Here is a 17703-nt window from a genome sequence, read left to right on the forward strand (position 1 = left end):
GACCCTGCCGGATCTCCGCCAACAGCAGCTTGAGAGCGCCAGATTGCTGCCGACTCTCCGCCAACAGCCGTAAAATATCAGCGAATTGCGCGACATCTGCCTTGACATCCCCTGAGGACTGCCGCAACATGGTGTTCAGAAGGTCGAGCCGGTCAGCGATCCGACAAGCCTCCTCCAGCAGCACCTGATGCGCCGGAGTCAGAGACCAGATCGCGAGGGACTCCCCCCACATCCGTCGGCCCCGCTCCCCCAGTCCGGGAGGCGCCTCCACGAAGATCACCGCCCTGAGAGACCCCTGGCCATCGTTGCGGGGGGATATTTTTTTGAGTTGGGCGCGGGGTCAGCCACCCCAAGATCAAAAAAAGATGATCTTGAAACCGCATTGATCAACTTGGGCGTTTGCCCAGTTCAGGGGCATGATCCACCCTGCGGGGCGCTCCGCGCCCTGGACAGGTCGGCTTGATCACCTGCAATTCGTGCAGGTCAGACCGGTGGTCAGGTTGATCCCGGGGTGTAGCACGGTGGTCGGGCGAGGCGGTGGTCAGAGGGCTGATGCCGGGACGGTGTGGTGGGGGCGGGGGCGCTGCGCGGCGCGGAGCCGGTTGTTCCGGGCGGTGTTGCAGCGCCGGTGAGCGAGTCGGCAGTTGCCCCGGTCGAGCGGTTCCCCGCCGAGCCAGAGCGGGCGGACGTGATCGACGGTGCGTGCCATCGGGTGGGTGCGTCCGGGCAGGACCTGGTCGACATAGCGGTGGCAGATCCAGCAGTGGGTCTCCTCGGCGAAGACCTGGTCCTGGAGGCGCAGCCAGGGGCGACCGCTGCGGGCCTGCCGGGTCCGGCGGGCGATCTCCTGCTCGGTGAGCTGGTGCATGCCGCCCTTTCAAAGCCACCTAGCGCCCGGCTATCCGTACGATCACGATCCATGGAACCTAGTGACTGGATCGCCCTCAGCGCCGCCCTCTCCGCCGGAGTGGTTGCGGTTTGGGTCCCGTGGTTGGCCTTCCGCTTCACGCTACGGCAGGAGCAGGTGAGATGGCTTCGCGAGGTCAGAGCCCAGCTGTACGTAGACCTCCTCACGGAGGCTTACGCAGAGCAGCAGTGGTTCGAGCATCAACTGCTTGCGGCCCGCAGCCCAGAAGTCAGCTCCCCCTTCACGGACCTCAGACTTGCCCCTATGGAGAGAGCCCGACTCGGTACGCGGGCCAACATCTACGGCAGCCGAATGGTGAACCGCAGCTTCAACCGGCTCTTCCAGGTCCACTTCTGGACCACGATCCGGTCTGGGGACGAGTACGAAGCTGAGCGCCTTCAGGCACGCGTCCGCATGGAGGGAGCCCTCTCTGAACTCCAGGCAGCAATTCGCCACGAGATCGGTACAGATCGCATGGGGTTGGACATTGCAGGAGGCCCGAGAGGTCCTGAACATCAGCGTCCGTAATCGTCTTGGCCGGTGCTCAGCGTTGCGCTGTGGCGTGAGGGGCCTGGAGACCTTGCCGACAGCGCTGCCACCGTCTCACAGAATGAGCGCGTACTGATCTTCTGTCAAGGACTACCTGATCAGAGGCCCTGACAGTTCAGGTGGTGGGGTGGCGAGACTCAGGGCCTCGCCAATGTCGGCCAGATCCCACAGCGCGAGAGCCTGTCCCCGGTTGGGGTTGGGGCGGGAGCCTGCCGGTGTGACGCCGCGGTGGCGCGCCCAGTCGCGGAACCGCTTGGGGCTGAGGCCCATGGAGTAAGCCGCCATGTCGGTCGCGACCAAGGGTCGGCCATCACTGCCCAGTGGGGTGTTCACGTGGCCAGTGTGCAGGGCGAGACCGCCGCGCCTACCCGTGCGGCGGTGGGGCTCATGTCAGAGTTCCGTTTCAAGCACCGAGGCCTCTTCAGGCTCGGCGGGCTCCAGCGGCCCCGTCCAAGAGCGTTCCGGAAACGCCTCTCCCCCATCCGCGTTCACCTCGCGCTGAGCCCGTTGCAGGTCCTCGATGCCGTCGGCACGACTCGCCCTCAGGGCGGACTCAATGACGAAGTGCCGCGCCCAGTCGTAGTCATCCGCCGTGAGCAGGGCGTGCGTCTTCGCCTCCACGTACCGCGGGGGTCCGCTGTAGTACCCCTGCACCGACGGCATGATGATCCTGAACCGCGCCAGGCTCGGATAGTCGATGCCAAGACTGGTGGCCCTCATTGCTTCCTGGGTCGCTTCGGCAATCTCGCTCAGTCTCGCCAGCCGTCCGTTCCGCGGAGCTTCACGACCATCGAGCTTTGGGCTGTCGCTCCAGCTCAAGGTCCGGCCGAAGGCGAATGGCCTCCACCTCGTTCCCGTGTTGCGACCGGAGTAGTGGGTGAGCAGCGCGTCTAGAGCCATCGACAGCCCTGCCGCCGCCATCGAGTAGTCGCCGACGTCGGCATGGGTCTGCGCCTCGCGCAGAAGGCGCGCGACGTCGGGCTGGGTGAGCAGATCGACCATGTCGATGGAGTCGAAGTCGACCCCGAAGATCTTCGGGGTGACCGTGGTGAAGAAGTCGTCCAGGGTGTGGCGGGCCTGCTCGATCTGGTGTTCTGACGGGAAGGTGCCGTTGTGCTTGAGCGCCACGCGAGCGTCGTTGAGACGCTTCATCGGGTCCTTCTTCGGCAGCTCGAACTTCGGCCTGATGAGGGCCCAGTAGGCGATGAAGTCCGGGGCCTTCGCGACGTCGATCTTCAGGTGCTGGACGATGGTGCCGAGGTAGTTCTCGACGGCGTCGTGGAAAGACGTGATGGCGCGGGAGCGGAGCGGGGCGGGTTGTCGACTCTGCTCGATGCCCTCGCGGTACAGGTAGCGGACGTAGGCGAGGCGCTGCACGACGTCCGGAGTCAGGCTGGCTGCCACGGTAACTCCCGAAATATTTAATGGTGTTGCGATTGTGGCGGTTCGCCGGGCTCCAGCGCATCTTCATATCCAGCGAGCAGTTCGGTGGGCGGGGCGCCGCGGCATCTCGCACCCGTGCCGCGGCGCCGTGCCGCTCAGCCGACTGCGGCGCCGATGGCGACGGCGGCCACGCTGACGGCGACGGCCGGCAGGCCGAGCACGGTGGCCTGCTGCTTGGCAACCTTGCTCAGCGCGACCTGGCCCACCACGGCGGCGATCATCACCAGGACGGCCTTCTGCTGCTTCGACATCTCTACTCACCTCCCTCCTCCGGGCATTGGCCGTCAGCATGACACGGGGGTCTGACAACGGCCGCCACCGTCATAGAGGTTGCCCTGACCTGCAAGGATGCGTTTCATTCGCGGACCGATGGACCCAGGGTGCACAGTGTGCGTCATGCGGTTCTACGTGATGAGTGGCCCCCACCAGGGCTCGACGGGCACATTGACCGAGGACGTGGGCGAGATCCAGCTCCCCCACCCGACCACCGTGGGGGTGCACTGCCGGTACAAGGTGAACACTCCCGATCCCCTGATCGAGCAGGAGGGCTTCGAGCCGGGCGTGCAGCTGCACTACGCCGGCGACATCGCCACGCCGCGGTAGGTGAGAGCGTCAGCCCCTCGCGCGGCGGAGGCCTGCGCGGGGGACTTTCTCGGGTCGTGCACTCGTCTGGGGGTGTACGAGTCGCCGGGGCGCGGAACGGGCGGGAGGCTGACGCCATGGCCACTCTGCGCGTTGTCGTCCACCCGCCCTCCGCGAGCGGTGGCCGCCGCGTACGGGCGGACGGCGAGATCCTGGGTACCGCCTTCTCACTGCACGACCTGGCCGTCTTCCTGGAGCGGGCCGGGCTGGAGGGCTGGGACGAACTTGACGTCGTGGCGGGCGGGGAGCAGGGGCTGATCGAGTGGCGCGGCGGCGGCCCGGACGTCTGGGAAGCCTGAGTACCTCGCGCGACGGGCCTGCCCGGCGAGCGGTCCGCAGCACCACGGCGCTACGGACCGCCTCTCACGAAGTGGGGAGACAGGGGCCACTCTTCAGGCTTGTGGCGGCCTTGCCGGGTGTTCCGGCTCCCTCCCCTTGGCGTCTCCCCTGACGGGAATCCTGTGCGCGGAGTCGGAGACCTTCGACCTGGGCGTGCTGGTCTCGCGCGCGGCGTGGTCAGCGTACGCCGACGAGCGGAAGGCGATGGCGGCGAAGACGACCTTCGAGTTGTCCGGCGGTCTCCGCTCGGTGCTCACGCCTGGGTCTGAGGGTGTGGCCCTGCTCTGCCTACTTCGGCGAGTCCGCCCCAGCGGGCTGGGCGGCGCCGAAGCGGAATCGATTGGACTCGCATCGGGTACCGGTCTCACGTCCTTCCGGTGAGGTCTCGCATGTAACCGGCGGGCGCTGTGACCCGTTGTCTCGATGTGGGTGTGAATACCGCTGGTTCAACGGTCTACCTGGTTGACGCTTCTGACCTGCGGTGTTTCATCTGTCTGGCACATGGCTGGATCAACTGCCCAGTCTGGTTCGTAGATTCGACCGGGCAGGCGGTATCTTGCCGAGTCTCAGGGGTCGGTCGCCTCGCGCCTGTTACGTAGAGGCACGAGACGCGGGCCTCTGCGGTGCGGGACGCCATCCCGCCCTGGAAGGCCTCCGGGCCGGAAAGGAGCCGATCTTGAAGCCGTTCCGATGGCTGAGGGATCGGTGGCAGGACCACGTACGACCACAGCTCTCCTCGGAGAGGTTGTCCGCGACCTGTGACCTGATCACGGTGGTCGTGGTGCTGTGGAAGTTGTGATCCTGATACGCGTGGGCCCCAGCTGAGACCATCAGCAAGGGCCCACGCAGCACCGCTGGGAGTCTCGCCTTCGGGGTCCTGTCCGGTCGAGTGACAGGGAAGGCGAGGCTCCTGGTCGCGCCGCTCCGTGCAGTGACAGTTGACACCACCCGGGGCGCCGCGAGCCGCCAGAGTGGTGACAATTGACACCACCCGGCGCTGCGGAGGATAGCAACTCCCCCACCATCCTGCGTACTCCTGCGCCCGCCCCCGCCGTTCCGACGCCCACGGGGCCGACGTCTTCCGAGGCCTCAGGCGTACTCGCGGTCCGGGAGTACGTGCCGAGACGCTTCGCCCGAACAGGCCGGTGTACGCCCCTCTGGCCATCCCCGAATTTCTAGGGCATTTCGCCGCGCACATGCCATGAAAATGCCACTTGAGAAACAAGAGCGGTCAATTTCGAAACTCTGATTGATCGCAGCGGCCGGTATTGGGCAATTCTAGATCTTGGGGCACAAGCGGCGGCCCAGTCACCCTAGGTTCACCCATGACGGCAACAGGCGTCATTCACCTTCCATGAGAACAGGAAGGGGGTGATGACCCATGCTTGATGATGATCAGCCGGACTGGGCCTTCTGCGCGTTTGTAGTGGCGCTACTACAGCTGCTCCTTGAGCTGTACATCGCAACGAAGCCGTAGCCCGACTGACCACCCGTCACTGCGGTCGAGGGTCGGCACTGTCGGCCCCCGGCCGCTCTTCTCTTCTGCGGGTCGCCATAGTGACTACCCACTCAAGCGCACCTATGGGTGCGCTCGATGTGACACGAGATTAGCGCCCAAAGTGCAGTCGCGCACCACTTTTCGCGCACAAAATCATGACCCATTAATTGTCAGCGTGATTGTCAGGGCTACCAAAGTTCTTCCAATCATGCCTGCGCCAAAGCGTCACACTAAGTCAGTGAGCATTTGCCAAAGGCATATGTTGAGTTGAGTGACGAGGTAGGGCCCCTTCACTGCTGCGCGCTTCGGCGGTAGGCGCGACGCCCGGCGAGGGACTGGTTGACCGTGGCGCCGTACCAGCGGTGCGCTCGGTCGGACTCGTCATCAGGGGCGGGCCAGCGGTCCCGCGCGCGGTCGGCGCGGATGGTGGCCGACGTGACGCCGGTGAGGTTCTCGATCTCGGCGGCGGTGTAGAGGCGGCGGGGTTCCAGCTCGGCACGGGGGCGCTCGATGTGCTCGGCGACGGCCTGGTCGACGAGCGCGGGGTCGAAGGTGAGGCGTCGGCCCTTCTTGCCGTTCGACGGGGGCCAGGCGGGGTGGCGGGCCCAGTGGTTGCGGACTGTGCTCTCGGCGCGGCCGTGGCGGGCGGCGATCTCGGCGTAGGTCTCGCCGTCGGGGGCTTCTACCATGGTGGTGTCCATCCCTTCATGGATGGTTGGTGACCGGCAGGGGTATTGCGCCGGGCGTTCGCGCCCGTGGGTTTCGACCCGGCCCCTGCCGGTCCGCGGGGAGGGCCCCGGTGGTTGCCGGGGCCCCTGTGTGGTCAGTCGCCGGTACGGCCCCGCAGGAGTGCGTCTTCCACTTCGTGCAGGGCGTCGTGGGCGGTCACGATGATGAGGCGGATCTCCAGGGCTACGACCTTCTCGTGGGTCACGGTGTAGCGGGTGAAGAGGTGCGCTGCGCCGAGCCAGTGGAGGGCGGCTCCCCAGACCCCGGCCTGGAGTTCTTCGTCGAGGGGCTCATCCTCGACCAGCTCGACGACGCGGGCGGCGGCATCGGTCATCTCCTGGCCGTGGAGGACACCGTCCTCGAAGTCGGGAAGGGTGATCGGGATGGGCAGGAGGGTGCAGACCCGGCGCAGCAGGGCGTAGACGGCGAGGAGAGTGACGCCGAGGTTCTGGGTCTCCCGCTCGAACTCGTCGGACATGATGTCCGTCCCTTCTTTTCGTGATGGTTGGTCAGGGATTTGGGGATTGCGGCCCCTCATTCCCTTATGCCTCTATCATCCTCCTTGACGCTTCGATTTACAACACTCGTGCGCGCAGAATCGGCCCCGGTTCCGCACGTCAGCCGGGGCCGTTCTCGCTGCTCAGCGTAGCTTCCACCCCGACAGTCGGCCGTCTCGTCCCACCTCGGCGGACAGCTGCTTACCGGGCAGCCGGTCGAGGGGGACGCCGACCGCCACGGCGATGTCGGCGGCGCGGTAGCGCTCCGGGGCCGCGCGCTCCTCGGGCGGGACGTCGGCCACGATCTCGGCCATATCGCCCACCAGCAGCAGGACACGGACGTGGACGGGTTCCATGGTCATGACGTCGGCTCCTCGGGATTGCTGAACATCAACAGCGGTCGTGGAGAGCAGGATCGAGGCCAACCGCCGTTCGCGCTCCGCCAGGCGCGCCGCGGCGTCCTGCTCGCCCGGACCCGCCTCGTACAGGACCCGGTGGACGATACGGTCCCGGGCGGCCGGATGGACGCCTTCGTCCTCCATCGCGGTGTGGAGAGCGGCGAGGACGCCGCGCAGCCATTCGACATGAGCCCGGTACGAGGGGTCCTGGTGGTACGCCGCCCCCGCCAGCCCTCGACTCCGGAGGTAGGCGTCCAGCGTCCGGTCGACGAATTCTCGCGCGCCGCTCACGACGGCGCTCCAGGGTGACGAGCCGGGGGCATGACGATGTCCAGGTAGGCGCGGGTACCGTCGCTTCCTCGCATGGGACGGTACGAGGCAGGGCCGCAGTGTGCCGCCTCCTGGAGAGCGGCGACCAGCTGGCGTACGGCGATGTCGGCACCCATGAGCCGGACCTGGACCGGGCTCGGGCCGGAGCTGTCGTCAGCTTCCGGGACCGCGGGGGTGCGGTCATTCCTGACGGTCGTGCGGCGGGTATCGCGGTAGGCGGACTCGTGGGGCATCGTCCTCTCCTTCGGGTAGGTCAGCGTCGTTCGAGGTCGGTCGTCACGATCACGCAGCGGCTGGGCTGGCTCGGCTCGGTCAGCCAGCCGAAGCCCGGCATGGCGCACATGATCTCGGCGGGATGCAGGTCGACGTAGTCGTAGGCGCCCGCCAGTAGGGTCCGGTGCGGCTCGCACACCAGGCTGAAGTGGCCGCGCGGAGCGAGAAGCCATGCGATGTGCCAATCGGCGAGGTTCGGACAGGGCGGCTCAGACGGCCAGGTCCGGGCTCGGCAGTGCAGGTCGCCGTCCGGCGGGTACGGCTCCCGGACGGGTGTCCTCACCGGTGGTCCGCCGGCATATCGTCCGGCACGGCCAGGACCTCGCCGAGTTCGACGAGTCGCGAGTCCCACCAGCGCGCGACCGACGTTCCGAGGGGCGGCGGGCCTGCGGTGGTCCACCGCCCGAGCAGGCCGGCGACTGCGGCATGGAATTCCTCATGGGCGTTGACCGAGCGGAGCAGCAGCTCGCGCTCGGTCTGGGCGGCTGCCAAGCTCGATCGGAGGTCGGCCTGCTCGGCGTCGATGAGCCTTGCGACGGCGTCGGCGGCTGCTGCTGCCTCGCTGAGATTCATGCGGACAGGACGGCCCTGCTCGGCCAGCGTGATCGCGTTGGGTCCGAGCCGAAGCAGGACCTCGTTGCGGATCGTCGCGGCGTACCGGGCGCGGCGCTCGATCTGCTCGTCGGGGGCGTTGGGTTCGGTGGTCACGGTTCTCCGATCGGTGACAGCACGGGCTTCGGAGTGACGTCGAGCTGCTCGTCGCAGTCGAGGCACAGGTGGGCGAGCAGCTCGTCGTCGACGACACTGCGGAACTCGACCGGCCTGCGATGACGGCAGGCGCCGCGCATCCACGTCACTGGCCCGCCGAGGTCACTCACGTCGATCCACTCGAACCGGGGGTCGTCCGGCGCGGTCACCTCATCGCCCCTTCGCCGGCGGGATGACGAGGCCGAGGGCGACGACGCCGGACCTGACAAGCCGGAGCGCGAGGGAGCGTGTCGCGCCGACGGGGTGGCGCGCGTACCCGGCGCAGATCGCCGGCGCCGGGGTGCCGATCGTGTTGTGGCAGACGATGTGCCCTTCGGCATCGATGGCGGCCTGGGGTGAGCTGCTCAAGGCGGCCCGGTGCCAGATGGGCCAGGTTGCCGGGCCGGTAGATGCAGGTGTCGCACAGGTCGGCGCACTGGCGTACGACACCGGCATCGGGGTCGACGACGGGAGGCGCGGTCACAGTCGGCCTCCGGTCTCGTGCTGGGAGATGTGAGAGCGCGCGGCGGCCATGCACGCCTCCCAGCCTGCACGGTCGAGAACCGCCGAGCGGGCGACGAGCAGGGGCACCATGCCGCTGCCGCACGGTCGGCACACTGCGCTCCAGGCACGGCCGGAAGGGATGGTGCTGAAGCCGACCGGCGGGAAGGACGCGGGACGGACCTGGAGGGGCGCGGTCATCCGGCTGTCTCGGCTTCTGCCCATGCGTCGACGGCGCTGCGGACGCCATCGGCGGGATGCCAGTAGGGGGCGTGTCCTTCGGGGAGCGGCTCGCCAGTCAGGAGCGCCCGCACGGTAGTGACCACTGCGGCGGGGTCCGAGTACCGGCCGAGTTTGGGCAGGAACTCTGGGTCCTGGACCAGGTGGCCGTTGTGCTTACGGGCGGCCCACTGCCAGTGCTCGGCTGGGTGGTCCCAGATCAGCGCGATGCCGTACGGGTGCCTCCTGGTGTCGACGGCGGGGTGGTCGTCGGTCCAGGCGAGATAGGCGTCGAGCATGCAGGCGATGCCGAACAGGTCGTCATCGCGGTACCTGTCCAGTTCACTGTCCGAGGTGTACGCCTCGGACGGCTCCAGCCCTGCGGCGGTGAGAGCGTCGACGACGGCCTGGATGTACGGATCGTGTGGGAGAGGCGGGCTCATGGGTCTATCAACTCCACTTCGAACAGTGCTTCTTGATGCTTACGAGGTACCGGTGCGCGGAGCGGGGTGTTGTCGTCTGGCGCCGTGTCCGGCTGGAGGAGGCGATGTCCGGGTAGGAGCGGTAGTTCACGATTCGCCTCCGACGCGTTGGAACACCCAGTTCCCAGGACCACGACGGATGGCCCGGAACCGTCCGGCACCGTCGTCGGGCGGCCCCCACCGGCGGGCGCAGTGGCGGTGCAACTCGCACTGCATCAGGGCGTCGTCGAGGCGTTCCCGCAGCGGGTGGCGGATCGTGAAGCCGTCCGCGTCGAACTGGACGATGTGCTCGATCTCGCGTTCGCGGAGGATATGGGCGACGGCGTCCGGGCGGGGGCACGCGGCCGCAGTGCAGATGAGGGTCCCGACGGCGGCCTGCCTCTGGAGGGTCTCGCCGCAGCCCATCGGGCAGTTCCCGGCGACCGGCAGGTGCCCGGTCACCGGTCGGCCCTCCAGATCACGACGGGCTTCGAGCGGTAGCCCTCGGCGACCTTGACGATCCCCGGGTTGATCCACATGACGGTCTTCATCGGGAGGTCGAGCATCCGCAGCTCGAAGCCTGCGCGGGTAGCGGCGTCCGCGAGCACGGCGTCCGGACCGTAGTCGACGAGGATCGAGCGCATGTACGAGCCGAAGTCCGGGTCGTCCGGCCGCCAGTCGTACTTGGCGACGTGCTTCTCGATCTCGTCGACGAGGGCGTCCCGGAAGGCCGCGATCTGGGCCTGGGTCCGCTGCCGCCGCACGAGGGCGGAGACGGTGTCGGCGAGTGCGTCCGACCCGGCGGCGCCGGTGTCGTGGCGGGCGGGGACGGAGAGTTTCGCCGCCCACCAGTCGGCGGCGGCCCGAGATTCGGGTCGGGCGCTCAAGGCCGAGCCTCCGCTATCTGGTTGGCCTGCTGGGCTTCGATGAGGATGTCAGCCATGGCCCGGATGGCGCCGCGCGCCGCCGCGGTGTTGGCGGACGGGGTGTCGGGGCCGTTGCGGGTGGCGCGCAGGGTGGCGAGCGCCTGACGCAGCGGCTCGTCGAGGTGGAGCACGAGGGTGTCGCCCTGTCGCACCTCCTCCGGCGCGGACGGCGCGGCCTTCTGTGCGGCGGCCGCCGCCGCGGCGGCGAGCTGGCGCTGCTCCGTCTCGATCTCGTCGATGTCCCGGAGGACGGTGTCCTTGCCGACACCGAGCCGAGCACCGATCTTGCGGGCGCTGATGCCGGGCTCCTGGCGGCGCAGTTGCTCGACCATGGCGCGTCGAGCGGCGATGGTGAGTGGCGCGGGCATGTTCACTGTCTGGCTCCAGGTGTCGTGGTGGCGTGCGCCGTGTCGTGCGCCGTCTTCTCGGCGGGGCACCAGTCGCCTGCGCTGTCGCTGCGCCAGCCGTCGCGGTGGTGCGCCAGGTGGCGTGCGTGGTCGGCGTTGTGGGTGCCCTCGACGGTCTGCTTGGCGCGACAGCCGCGCCGGTCGCAGAAGAGGGTGTGGGCGTAGCCGATGGCCATCAGGAACCTCCGTCGGTGGTCTCGTGCCACGTCCCGTGGGCCCAGTCCTCGATGCCGAATCCGGTCACGCTTCCGCCGGCGGTCGGGTGGGAGAGGTAGCCGACGGCCCGGATCTGTCCGTCCCACGGGGCGTGGGCGACGGCGAGGCACTGGAACTGCCACCGGCCGCGCCGGTACGTTCGGCGGGCCCTGAAGAAGTCGGTCGTGGAGTCGCCCGGAGACAGCCAGCCCGCGATCCTGTCGCGCGCCTCCGGATCGAAGAGCAGGGCCACAGGCCTTCCTTCCTCGGCGACGGCGCCCACCATGAGGACGGGTTCCTCCTCCAGGGCGGGCTCGATGGCGACGTCGTACCGGGATACGACCAGCGGGTCGGCGCGGAGCCGGTCGATCTCGGCGAGTAGCTCGGGGACGGCCGCGCGGGCGGCGGCGGTGAAGTCGGCCAGGGCGAGGCCGTAGTCCGGGAGGGTCGCGACAAGCCCGGCCTCGGGGTGGTCGGTCGCGTACAGCACTCGCCACGTGCCGTCATCGGCGGGCTCGACCGTCCAGGGAGGCTCGTATCCGGTCGGGACGGAGGCGCGGATCTGGTGCTCCCGCTCGGGCGGCAGGGCGCCGGTCACCGTGCTTCTCCGTTCTGCCCGAGCAGCGTGGCGACCTCCGACCAGCGGTACGCCGCGCCTCGTAGGAGCACGCGGTCCTGGTCCATGACTCGGGTCGCCTGTTCCCAGAGGTCCGCGTCCAGCCACGATTCGATCTCGTCCTGGATCAGCTGGTCGAGGAGGGCGGGCTCCAGGGCGTCCAGTTCCCAGCTGCTCCGGCCGTGCTCGCGGACGTACGCCCCGGCACGGGAGTCGGTGAGTTTGGCGGGGTTGGGAGGCGGGGCGTACTCGCGGACCTGGCTCATGTTCAGGGCGATGCGGCGGACGGTCACGTTGGCCTCGAAGAGGCGCATGCGCTCTTCGATGTCCCTGGTCATGTCCACTCCCGACGGATCGTGGTCACCCAGGTGGATGATGATCGGCTGCTGCCTGGCCTGCTGGTACTCGATCATCCGCTGTGCTGCGCCTCGCAGTTCGGACTGGGAGGTGTAGCCGCGGCAGGAGAAGTAGTCCACGTCGTTGCGCTCGCAGACCCCGGCGATCACGCCGACGAGGGCGTCCTTCTCGATCCAGACCTCGACGCGGTGAGGCTGGTCCGCCCAGCGCTCGGTGCGGTAGCTGGACGCGGCAGACCGGATGATCGAGTGGGGGCTGTGCCAGTGCGGCAGGCTACGCAGGTTCCGGGTGCGGTCGACGATGTAGTCCCAGTCGAGCAGACCGGCGAGTCGGGCATCGCTGACGACGGACCCGAGGCGCTTGTACTCGGACTGCTTGTTGGGAATCAGGTCCCGCGCGACGAACTGGTAGTAGAGCTGCCGCAGGGTCAAGTCGAAGCCCTGGTCGGCGTACGCCCGGCAGATCTGGTCAGCCTGCGTGATCAGGGCCATGCTCGCCGGGCTGAAGGCGCGCTCGATGTAGGCCTGTCGGGGCATCAGGTGTCACCGCTCTTACGTCGAGGCGTGTAGACCCCGGCGGCCTCCTGCCAGGCGTGGTAGTCGGCGAGGGGCATACCGCCCTCGTCGTGGGAGTTGTCGTTCAGCGCGGTCGCCGCGGCGAGGGCGAGCGTGGCGTGGGCTTCCGCAGCGGCGAGGATGGCGGCCACGTCGGAGCCCTCCTGGTGGCCGTCGCGGACTTCGCGCAGCAGCAGTTCGGCGGTCCGGTAGTGCTCAGGGCCGGTCGGCATCGGTGTTCTCCTTCGAGGTGAGCCCAGCCGCCCAGTCGCCGAGCAGGGCAAAGTCGTCGTCGGTCAGGCCGCGGGCGGGGTCGATCCAGTGCAGGAGCGCGGGCCCGTCGTGGTGCCGGGCGACGTACTGGCGGTCGATGTCGTCGACCTGGTCGTCGACCCAGGCGAACGGGCGGCCCCTGGCCCACTGGACGACCGTCCAGGTCTTCACGTACGTGCCGTCCGGGCGAAGTACGGTCTGGTCCTCGAACTCGATGACGGGCAGGTTCTGCTCGCGGGGCAGGCCGATACGCCAGCCGATCCACTCGTTGGCGTCGTGCTCCCACGTCGTCGCCCAGACCAGGTCGAAGGGCAAGGTGAGGAGCGCGGCGCCGTGAGCCGGGTTGAGCCAGACCCTCAGAGGCTTGATCCGGTGCTCAGGTGTCCCAGCGTGCTGGGCGATCCAGCCGTCCGGCTTCATCCGATGCGTCTGATATCCGACCGGGCGGCGGTGCGGCGGCGCGGCGAAGGGATTCAGCGGGCCGTCCACATCGAGAAGCAGCAGAGGCCTGGCAGCGGTCACGACTCCTCGCCGTCCTGCGTCGCCCCCGGGGAGGTGCAGCGCGGCGCGCCGCGGCACGGGGCGAAGCCGTCGTGCTGGGAGCACTGGAGCTGCGTCGGGTAGAGGTCGCCGCCCTTGGCCGGGTTCACGTAGTCGGCACCGTCGGGCTGGCCCTTCACGTAGTCGGTCGTCACGGAGCTGCCGGGGATGTCGGCGCCGTCGACGCGCTCGCGGAGGTCGCGCACGGCCTCGGCCTGGCCGCCGATGGCCTGCTGGTAGCGCAGGTAGGTGTCCTCGGCCAGGACCTGCTGGAGGTACTGGTCGACCTCGGCGGGGGTCGCGTGGAACGGGCTGGGTAGCGCGTCCGCAGGCAGTGGGGTACGCGCCGTGGCGGCGCGGGTCACCCACGAGGCGATGACCGCGACGGTGGCCCACTCCCAGCGGGACAGCCAGTCGATGATCAGGGACTCGTACGCGCCGAGGTCGACGTCGGCGGCGGTCAGCGTGTCGCGCAGGAGCGTGGCCTGCTCGCTGAACTCGCGGAAGCCCTCGGGCCGGACGTGCACCGGACCGGTCGGCAGGACGGGTCCGGTCTGCTCGTCCAGGTTCTCCGGTATCGGGACCGGGGTGGTCGGATGGGTCATCGGAGGTCTTCCTGAGTGTCTCGGGGGTGGGGTGCACCGTCGTCCTTGCCGGGCCAGTCGTGACCGAGGGGCTTCAAGCACCAGCAGCGGCGGTCGTCGTACGTGCTGAGCGTCATCGGGCGGGCGGCGGCGGCCGGCTCCCGGTTGTCGTTGAAGCGGCGGCGGCGCCACTTCGCGGCGGACGACTGCGCGGCTGCCATAGCGGCGCGCTCTCGCTTGGGGTCGGCCATGTCAGGGGGTGGTGCGCTTGCTGGTGTCGACGCCGAGCGGGCTCGATGCCGCGTGGGCGTGGTCGAGGGCCCTGGCGAGCAGATCGGCGGCCTGAACCGCCGTGCGCACGGCGTTGGCCACGTGCCGGATGGCCCGGTCGGGGTCGCCGCCGCCGTCGATGGTGAGCAGGCCGCGCCCGTGGGTGTTCTGGACGGGCAACAGGGTCTGCTCGATGGCCTGCGGAAGCATCCGCGCGAGGCGGGCGAGGCTGCCGAGCACCTGGTAGGCGTGCGGGGCGTACTTCCAGTCGTCGCTGGTTTCGATCGTGGCGTGGTTGAGGGAGCGGACGGTGTCGGCGGCCTGGGAGGCGGTGCGGGCGGGATTCACGGCTGGTCATCCTTCGGGACGGGCGGGGAGCTGTTCGAGGTCGATGACCGCGCGCTGCCTCGCGGCGTGCTCCTCAGTGAGGCGCGGGCGGGCAGCGGCGCGCAGGGGCTTCTTCAAGAGGACGGGCGTGTCGAGCCGGATACCGAGAACGCTGCCGTCGGGGCCGTACGCGACGTGGTAGCCGGACGGGGTGATGTACCAGGCGTCGTAGGCCTCGGCCGGTAGACCGGCTCGGGAGGCCGTGAGGGCAACAAGTCTGGCCACAGCGGCGGGTGGGGCCGCACGGTAGCGGTCCATCGTGCCGTTCAGCATGGGGCAGACGGCGACGGCGTAGTCCAGGCACGCCGGGTGCATGCCGGGCTCGTCGACGTACCCGACGGCGAGGTCGGCGGGGCGCACGACGAGGCCGATCCGGCGGCCGAGCGGCTGGCGGCAGAACTGGCACAGGCGGTGCACGACGCACTGGACGCGGCGGACGGGAAAGTTGACCCCGAAGTACGGTCGGCCATCGAACCAGCCGGTGATCCACGGAACGGTCAGCCCGCCATGGCGCGGCAGTGCTGCGGCGCGGGCGGGCGGGCGGACCGCTCGGGAGCGGCGGGCTTGCGGCATGTCAATCCTCGGAGGGCTGCGGGCGGTGGGCCCGGTGGCCGGAAGCGGGTCAGGCGCTGTGTGCGGTCGTGTGTCCGGCTACCGAGGGCGAGGGGTCAGCGGCCAGCGATGCCACGCAGGGCTTCGACGGCGTCCTCTGCGGAGTAGTAGAAGAGGTTGGCGTATTCGAGGCCGAGGGCGTCTTGCGCGATGTCCTCGACATCGCGAGCGTCGCCGTCCTTGAAGCCGCGGGAGCCACGCAGCGTCCATCCCGTCACGTGCGCGGCCCACCCCGCCACGCACATCGTGGTCCCGCAACCGGGCTCCTCGCTCGGGAGAAGGCTCGCGTCACCGTTGGCCTGCCAGTGCCATGAGTGCATGGAGAAGTTCTGCGGGCGGGCTTCGATCGCGTCGAGGACGGCCGCTGCTACTGCGGCGGGCGTGGACGGTGGCGGTTTGAGGTTGCCGGACATACTCAACTCCCAGATTTTGATGGGTGTCTGAGTGGCGCCGACGGGACTCGAACCCGCGACCTCGTGGCTTATAAGACCAGTGCTCTACCAACTGAGCTACGGCGCTTCGATGTTGAGTTGTGGGGTGGGCCGCGCCCCGCTGGGCGGGGGAAAGTTGCGGGGCGCGGCCCCGGATGGCGGGCCGCCCCAGGGGGAAGGATGGGCGGCCCGCCGGTCAGGTGAAGCAGGTGAAGTCGAAGGTGACGTCGTTCCCGCTTCGGTCGGTGACCGCGATGTCCCAGGCCTCGCCGCGCTCGCCGAGGCGGTTGACGATCCGGCCGATGCGCTCGATGCCTCGCGCGGGCAGCGTGCGGGTGCGGGTGCCATCCTGATCGGTGTAGGTGAGGGTGAAGACCTTGATGAACCGGCCGGTGCGCCGGTCGCGGCGGCGGACCTCGTGGCGAACCGGGAGGCTTCTGGCGGTCATGGGGTTCCTTCCGAGCGACGCGGCTGGATGGGTGCTGGGTGGTGGGCGGGCCCCCGGGGGGGTAGGGCCCGCCCACCGGTCTGGTGGTCAGGGCCGGGTGAGCAGCATCAGCCGCTTGTGGGCCCTGGACTTGAGGTCGTCGTCGGCGCCCTCGAAGGCGGCGGTGGCGCGGGCGATTTCCTCGGTCATGGTCTTGCCGGGGCGGCGCGGGGCGACGTGGTCGAGGTAGCTGGTGATGGCCCGCTCGGCGGCGTAGGCGCTCCGGCCGACGCGCGCGGTCTCGGTGCGGAACTCGGAGTCGAGGGCGCCCAGTCGGGTGGCGAAGTTGGTCTTCTTCGCGTTGGTGGCGTCCTCCTCCAGCGGCCAGAGGTCGGCGATCGCCTTGTGGAAGTCGGTGACGGCGATGTCCGTGCGGGCGAGCGCGGTCTCCTCGGCGGCGAAGGCCTCGAAGTACTGGAAGGACAGGCCGAGGGTGCGGCGGGCTTCCTTGATCTGGTCGGTGGCCCCGGCGGTGTGCCGGACGGCCCAGCGGGTGACGGAGTCGCGGACCGCGAAGCGCTCTGTGTTGGCGCAGACGGGCCGCCAGGGGGTGACCATGCACTGGAACGTGCCGCGCCCCGTGTGGTCGTTGATGACGACGACGTACGGGACGATGAGGTCGTTGATGCCATGCGCGTCGATGGTGACCGTGTCGGGCAGACGGATGGCGATGAACACCCGGCGCCCGCCCTTGATGAGCCCGGCGGACTCCCAGACGACGTCGTACCGGCCGACGAGTTCCTGGAGGAACTCGAAGCCCTGCCGGTTCTGGATGGGCTGGTAGCGCTTCCCGACGATGCCGAGGGCGGCGCCCGTGTCCTTTCGGACGGTATGGAACTGGTCGGGCTGCTGGCGGAGTTGACCGTCCCACTGGTAGAAGGCCGGGACCGTGGTGACGTCGAAGTCGAGGCCGCCGAGCTGGAGCACGTCGTCGATGTCGCTGGTGCCGCCGGGGATGATCTGGCCGAGGCCGTGCCAGGCAGGGGACGTGGTGTAGAGCGCGATGGTGCCGTCCGCGCGGGCGTCGAGGCCGTGCTGAGCGATGATGCCGCTGACCTCGCCGAGGGCGTTGCGGGTGACGGTGAAGATCTCGCCCCGGTCGTATCCGACGAGGACCTCGAACCGGCCGCCGCCGAGGGGGCGGATCTCGCCTCGGTCGATGCGGGCTTGGAAGGCTCTCTCGCGGCCTCGGGCGGACTCGATCTGGCTGGTCTTCTCGGCGGCGAACGCGGTGTTGACGTCGGTGATGCTCATGGCCCCCTCCGGGGTGGGCTGGACGGCTCAGCCGCAGGCGGCGGAGCGGGTGAGGGACTCGCGGCGGACGTGGAACGGGCCGGGCAGCTCGCTCCAGGGGTCGATGAGGGCGAAGCGGACGTTCGGCAGGCCGAGGCGGTCGGCCGCGTCACAGATGCCGCAGGTGCAGGGGACCGCCAGCCAGGCGGTTCCGTGGAGGCTGGTCAGGGAGCCGTGGTAGATGACGATGGCGCCGGGCTCGATGAGGTCGACGGAGCGGAGCAGCGTGTCGGACATT

At 69.1% G+C, this 17703-nt stretch carries 30 protein-coding genes and 1 tRNA gene; 2 read left to right on the top strand and 29 right to left on the bottom strand.

Annotated features, from left to right (window positions below; genetic code table 11):
- Positions 1-541 precede the first annotated feature (541 nt).
- The 3 genes from ACIQPQ_RS34410 to ACIQPQ_RS34420 all read right to left on the bottom strand — a co-directional run bounded on the left by ACIQPQ_RS34410 (position 542) and on the right by ACIQPQ_RS34420 (position 3150).
- On the bottom strand, positions 542-868 hold the full coding sequence (locus tag ACIQPQ_RS34410; protein WP_401312008.1) for an HNH endonuclease: 327 nt from the start codon (positions 866-868) through the stop codon (positions 542-544).
- Between the two features lie 978 nt (positions 869-1846).
- Complete coding sequence (locus ACIQPQ_RS34415) at positions 1847-2860, bottom strand: hypothetical protein (RefSeq protein ID WP_401312010.1); 1014 nt, start codon at positions 2858-2860, stop codon at positions 1847-1849.
- A 134-nt stretch (positions 2861-2994) separates the two neighbouring features.
- The gene (locus tag ACIQPQ_RS34420) at positions 2995-3150 is read right to left on the bottom strand and encodes a hypothetical protein (protein WP_401312012.1); all 156 of its coding nucleotides are present in this window, start codon (positions 3148-3150) and stop codon (positions 2995-2997) included.
- Positions 3151-3295: 145 nt separating this feature from the next.
- Here ACIQPQ_RS34420 and ACIQPQ_RS34425 point away from each other — a divergent pair, with 145 nt between their 5' ends.
- Both ACIQPQ_RS34425 and ACIQPQ_RS34430 read left to right on the top strand, forming a co-directional pair.
- Positions 3296-3502: a hypothetical protein gene (locus ACIQPQ_RS34425; RefSeq protein ID WP_401312014.1), complete on the top strand. Its 207-nt coding sequence runs from the start codon at positions 3296-3298 to the stop codon at positions 3500-3502.
- A 116-nt stretch (positions 3503-3618) separates the two neighbouring features.
- Positions 3619-3840 carry a hypothetical protein gene (locus tag ACIQPQ_RS34430; protein ID WP_401312017.1) on the top strand — a complete coding sequence of 74 codons (222 nt, stop codon included), beginning with the start codon at positions 3619-3621 and terminating at the stop codon, positions 3838-3840.
- Positions 3841-5668: 1828 nt separating this feature from the next.
- Here ACIQPQ_RS34430 and ACIQPQ_RS34435 read toward each other — a convergent pair.
- The 26 genes from ACIQPQ_RS34435 to ACIQPQ_RS34560 form a co-directional block, all read right to left on the bottom strand.
- On the bottom strand, positions 5669-6079 hold the full coding sequence (locus tag ACIQPQ_RS34435; protein WP_401312019.1) for a helix-turn-helix transcriptional regulator: 411 nt from the start codon (positions 6077-6079) through the stop codon (positions 5669-5671).
- 122 nt (positions 6080-6201) lie between these two features.
- Entirely contained in the window at positions 6202-6585 is a 384-nt protein-coding gene (locus ACIQPQ_RS34440; protein WP_401312022.1) for a hypothetical protein, read from the bottom strand.
- Positions 6586-6747: 162 nt separating this feature from the next.
- Entirely contained in the window at positions 6748-7293 is a 546-nt protein-coding gene (locus tag ACIQPQ_RS34445) for a hypothetical protein (RefSeq protein WP_401312025.1), read from the bottom strand.
- Complete coding sequence (locus ACIQPQ_RS34450; RefSeq protein ID WP_401312027.1) at positions 7290-7565, bottom strand: hypothetical protein; 276 nt, start codon at positions 7563-7565, stop codon at positions 7290-7292. The genes ACIQPQ_RS34445 and ACIQPQ_RS34450 overlap by 4 nt, the downstream gene beginning before the upstream one ends.
- A 20-nt stretch (positions 7566-7585) precedes the next feature.
- Positions 7586-7744 carry a hypothetical protein gene (locus ACIQPQ_RS34455; protein WP_401312030.1) on the bottom strand — a complete coding sequence of 53 codons (159 nt, stop codon included), beginning with the start codon at positions 7742-7744 and terminating at the stop codon, positions 7586-7588.
- Between the two features lie 140 nt (positions 7745-7884).
- Positions 7885-8313: a hypothetical protein gene (locus tag ACIQPQ_RS34460; protein ID WP_401312032.1), complete on the bottom strand. Its 429-nt coding sequence runs from the start codon at positions 8311-8313 to the stop codon at positions 7885-7887.
- Complete coding sequence (locus ACIQPQ_RS34465; protein WP_401312035.1) at positions 8310-8522, bottom strand: hypothetical protein; 213 nt, start codon at positions 8520-8522, stop codon at positions 8310-8312. Before ACIQPQ_RS34465 ends, ACIQPQ_RS34460 begins: the two co-directional genes overlap by 4 nt.
- A 1-nt stretch (position 8523) precedes the next feature.
- Positions 8524-8721 (bottom strand): hypothetical protein, encoded by a 198-nt coding sequence (locus tag ACIQPQ_RS34470; RefSeq protein WP_401312037.1) that lies wholly within the window; start codon positions 8719-8721, stop codon positions 8524-8526.
- Between the two features lie 329 nt (positions 8722-9050).
- Positions 9051-9515, bottom strand: coding sequence for a hypothetical protein (locus ACIQPQ_RS34475; RefSeq protein WP_401312039.1), 465 nt, complete (start codon positions 9513-9515; stop codon positions 9051-9053).
- 126 nt (positions 9516-9641) lie between these two features.
- Entirely contained in the window at positions 9642-9995 is a 354-nt protein-coding gene (locus ACIQPQ_RS34480; protein ID WP_401312042.1) for a DUF6085 family protein, read from the bottom strand.
- Positions 9992-10420 (bottom strand): hypothetical protein, encoded by a 429-nt coding sequence (locus ACIQPQ_RS34485; RefSeq protein WP_401312043.1) that lies wholly within the window; start codon positions 10418-10420, stop codon positions 9992-9994. The genes ACIQPQ_RS34480 and ACIQPQ_RS34485 overlap by 4 nt, the downstream gene beginning before the upstream one ends.
- Positions 10417-10827, bottom strand: a complete 411-nt coding sequence (locus ACIQPQ_RS34490) for an HTH domain-containing protein (RefSeq protein ID WP_401312046.1) — start codon at positions 10825-10827, stop codon at positions 10417-10419. Before ACIQPQ_RS34490 ends, ACIQPQ_RS34485 begins: the two co-directional genes overlap by 4 nt.
- A 2-nt stretch (positions 10828-10829) precedes the next feature.
- A complete protein-coding gene (locus ACIQPQ_RS34495; RefSeq protein ID WP_401312049.1) occupies positions 10830-11042 on the bottom strand; it encodes a hypothetical protein in 213 nt (70 codons plus the stop codon).
- The gene (locus tag ACIQPQ_RS34500; RefSeq protein WP_401312052.1) at positions 11042-11659 is read right to left on the bottom strand and encodes a hypothetical protein; all 618 of its coding nucleotides are present in this window, start codon (positions 11657-11659) and stop codon (positions 11042-11044) included. Before ACIQPQ_RS34500 ends, ACIQPQ_RS34495 begins: the two co-directional genes overlap by 1 nt.
- The gene (locus ACIQPQ_RS34505) at positions 11656-12570 is read right to left on the bottom strand and encodes a hypothetical protein (RefSeq protein WP_401312055.1); all 915 of its coding nucleotides are present in this window, start codon (positions 12568-12570) and stop codon (positions 11656-11658) included. Before ACIQPQ_RS34505 ends, ACIQPQ_RS34500 begins: the two co-directional genes overlap by 4 nt.
- Positions 12570-12821, bottom strand: coding sequence for a hypothetical protein (locus ACIQPQ_RS34510; RefSeq protein ID WP_401312058.1), 252 nt, complete (start codon positions 12819-12821; stop codon positions 12570-12572). Before ACIQPQ_RS34510 ends, ACIQPQ_RS34505 begins: the two co-directional genes overlap by 1 nt.
- Positions 12805-13383, bottom strand: a complete 579-nt coding sequence (locus ACIQPQ_RS34515) for a hypothetical protein (RefSeq protein WP_401312060.1) — start codon at positions 13381-13383, stop codon at positions 12805-12807. Before ACIQPQ_RS34515 ends, ACIQPQ_RS34510 begins: the two co-directional genes overlap by 17 nt.
- Entirely contained in the window at positions 13380-14006 is a 627-nt protein-coding gene (locus ACIQPQ_RS34520) for a hypothetical protein (RefSeq protein ID WP_401312062.1), read from the bottom strand. Before ACIQPQ_RS34520 ends, ACIQPQ_RS34515 begins: the two co-directional genes overlap by 4 nt.
- Positions 14003-14206: a hypothetical protein gene (locus ACIQPQ_RS34525; RefSeq protein WP_401312065.1), complete on the bottom strand. Its 204-nt coding sequence runs from the start codon at positions 14204-14206 to the stop codon at positions 14003-14005. The genes ACIQPQ_RS34520 and ACIQPQ_RS34525 overlap by 4 nt, the downstream gene beginning before the upstream one ends.
- Before the next feature lie 31 nt (positions 14207-14237).
- Complete coding sequence (locus tag ACIQPQ_RS34530) at positions 14238-14603, bottom strand: hypothetical protein (protein ID WP_401312067.1); 366 nt, start codon at positions 14601-14603, stop codon at positions 14238-14240.
- Between the two features lie 6 nt (positions 14604-14609).
- Positions 14610-15215, bottom strand: coding sequence for a hypothetical protein (locus ACIQPQ_RS34535; RefSeq protein WP_401312069.1), 606 nt, complete (start codon positions 15213-15215; stop codon positions 14610-14612).
- Between the two features lie 95 nt (positions 15216-15310).
- Complete coding sequence (locus tag ACIQPQ_RS34540; protein WP_401312072.1) at positions 15311-15667, bottom strand: hypothetical protein; 357 nt, start codon at positions 15665-15667, stop codon at positions 15311-15313.
- A 32-nt stretch (positions 15668-15699) separates the two neighbouring features.
- Positions 15700-15772: transfer RNA gene (locus ACIQPQ_RS34545), tRNA-Ile, on the bottom strand.
- 109 nt (positions 15773-15881) lie between these two features.
- Positions 15882-16133: a hypothetical protein gene (locus ACIQPQ_RS34550; RefSeq protein ID WP_401312075.1), complete on the bottom strand. Its 252-nt coding sequence runs from the start codon at positions 16131-16133 to the stop codon at positions 15882-15884.
- An 87-nt stretch (positions 16134-16220) separates the two neighbouring features.
- Positions 16221-17426: a DUF932 domain-containing protein gene (locus tag ACIQPQ_RS34555; protein WP_401312078.1), complete on the bottom strand. Its 1206-nt coding sequence runs from the start codon at positions 17424-17426 to the stop codon at positions 16221-16223.
- A gap of 27 nt (positions 17427-17453) precedes the next feature.
- Positions 17454-17702 (bottom strand): hypothetical protein, encoded by a 249-nt coding sequence (locus tag ACIQPQ_RS34560; RefSeq protein WP_401312081.1) that lies wholly within the window; start codon positions 17700-17702, stop codon positions 17454-17456.
- Between the last annotated feature and the right edge of the window lies 1 nt (position 17703).

The organism is Streptomyces sp. NPDC091281 (assembly GCF_044757425.1).
Classification (GTDB): domain Bacteria; phylum Actinomycetota; class Actinomycetes; order Streptomycetales; family Streptomycetaceae; genus Streptomyces.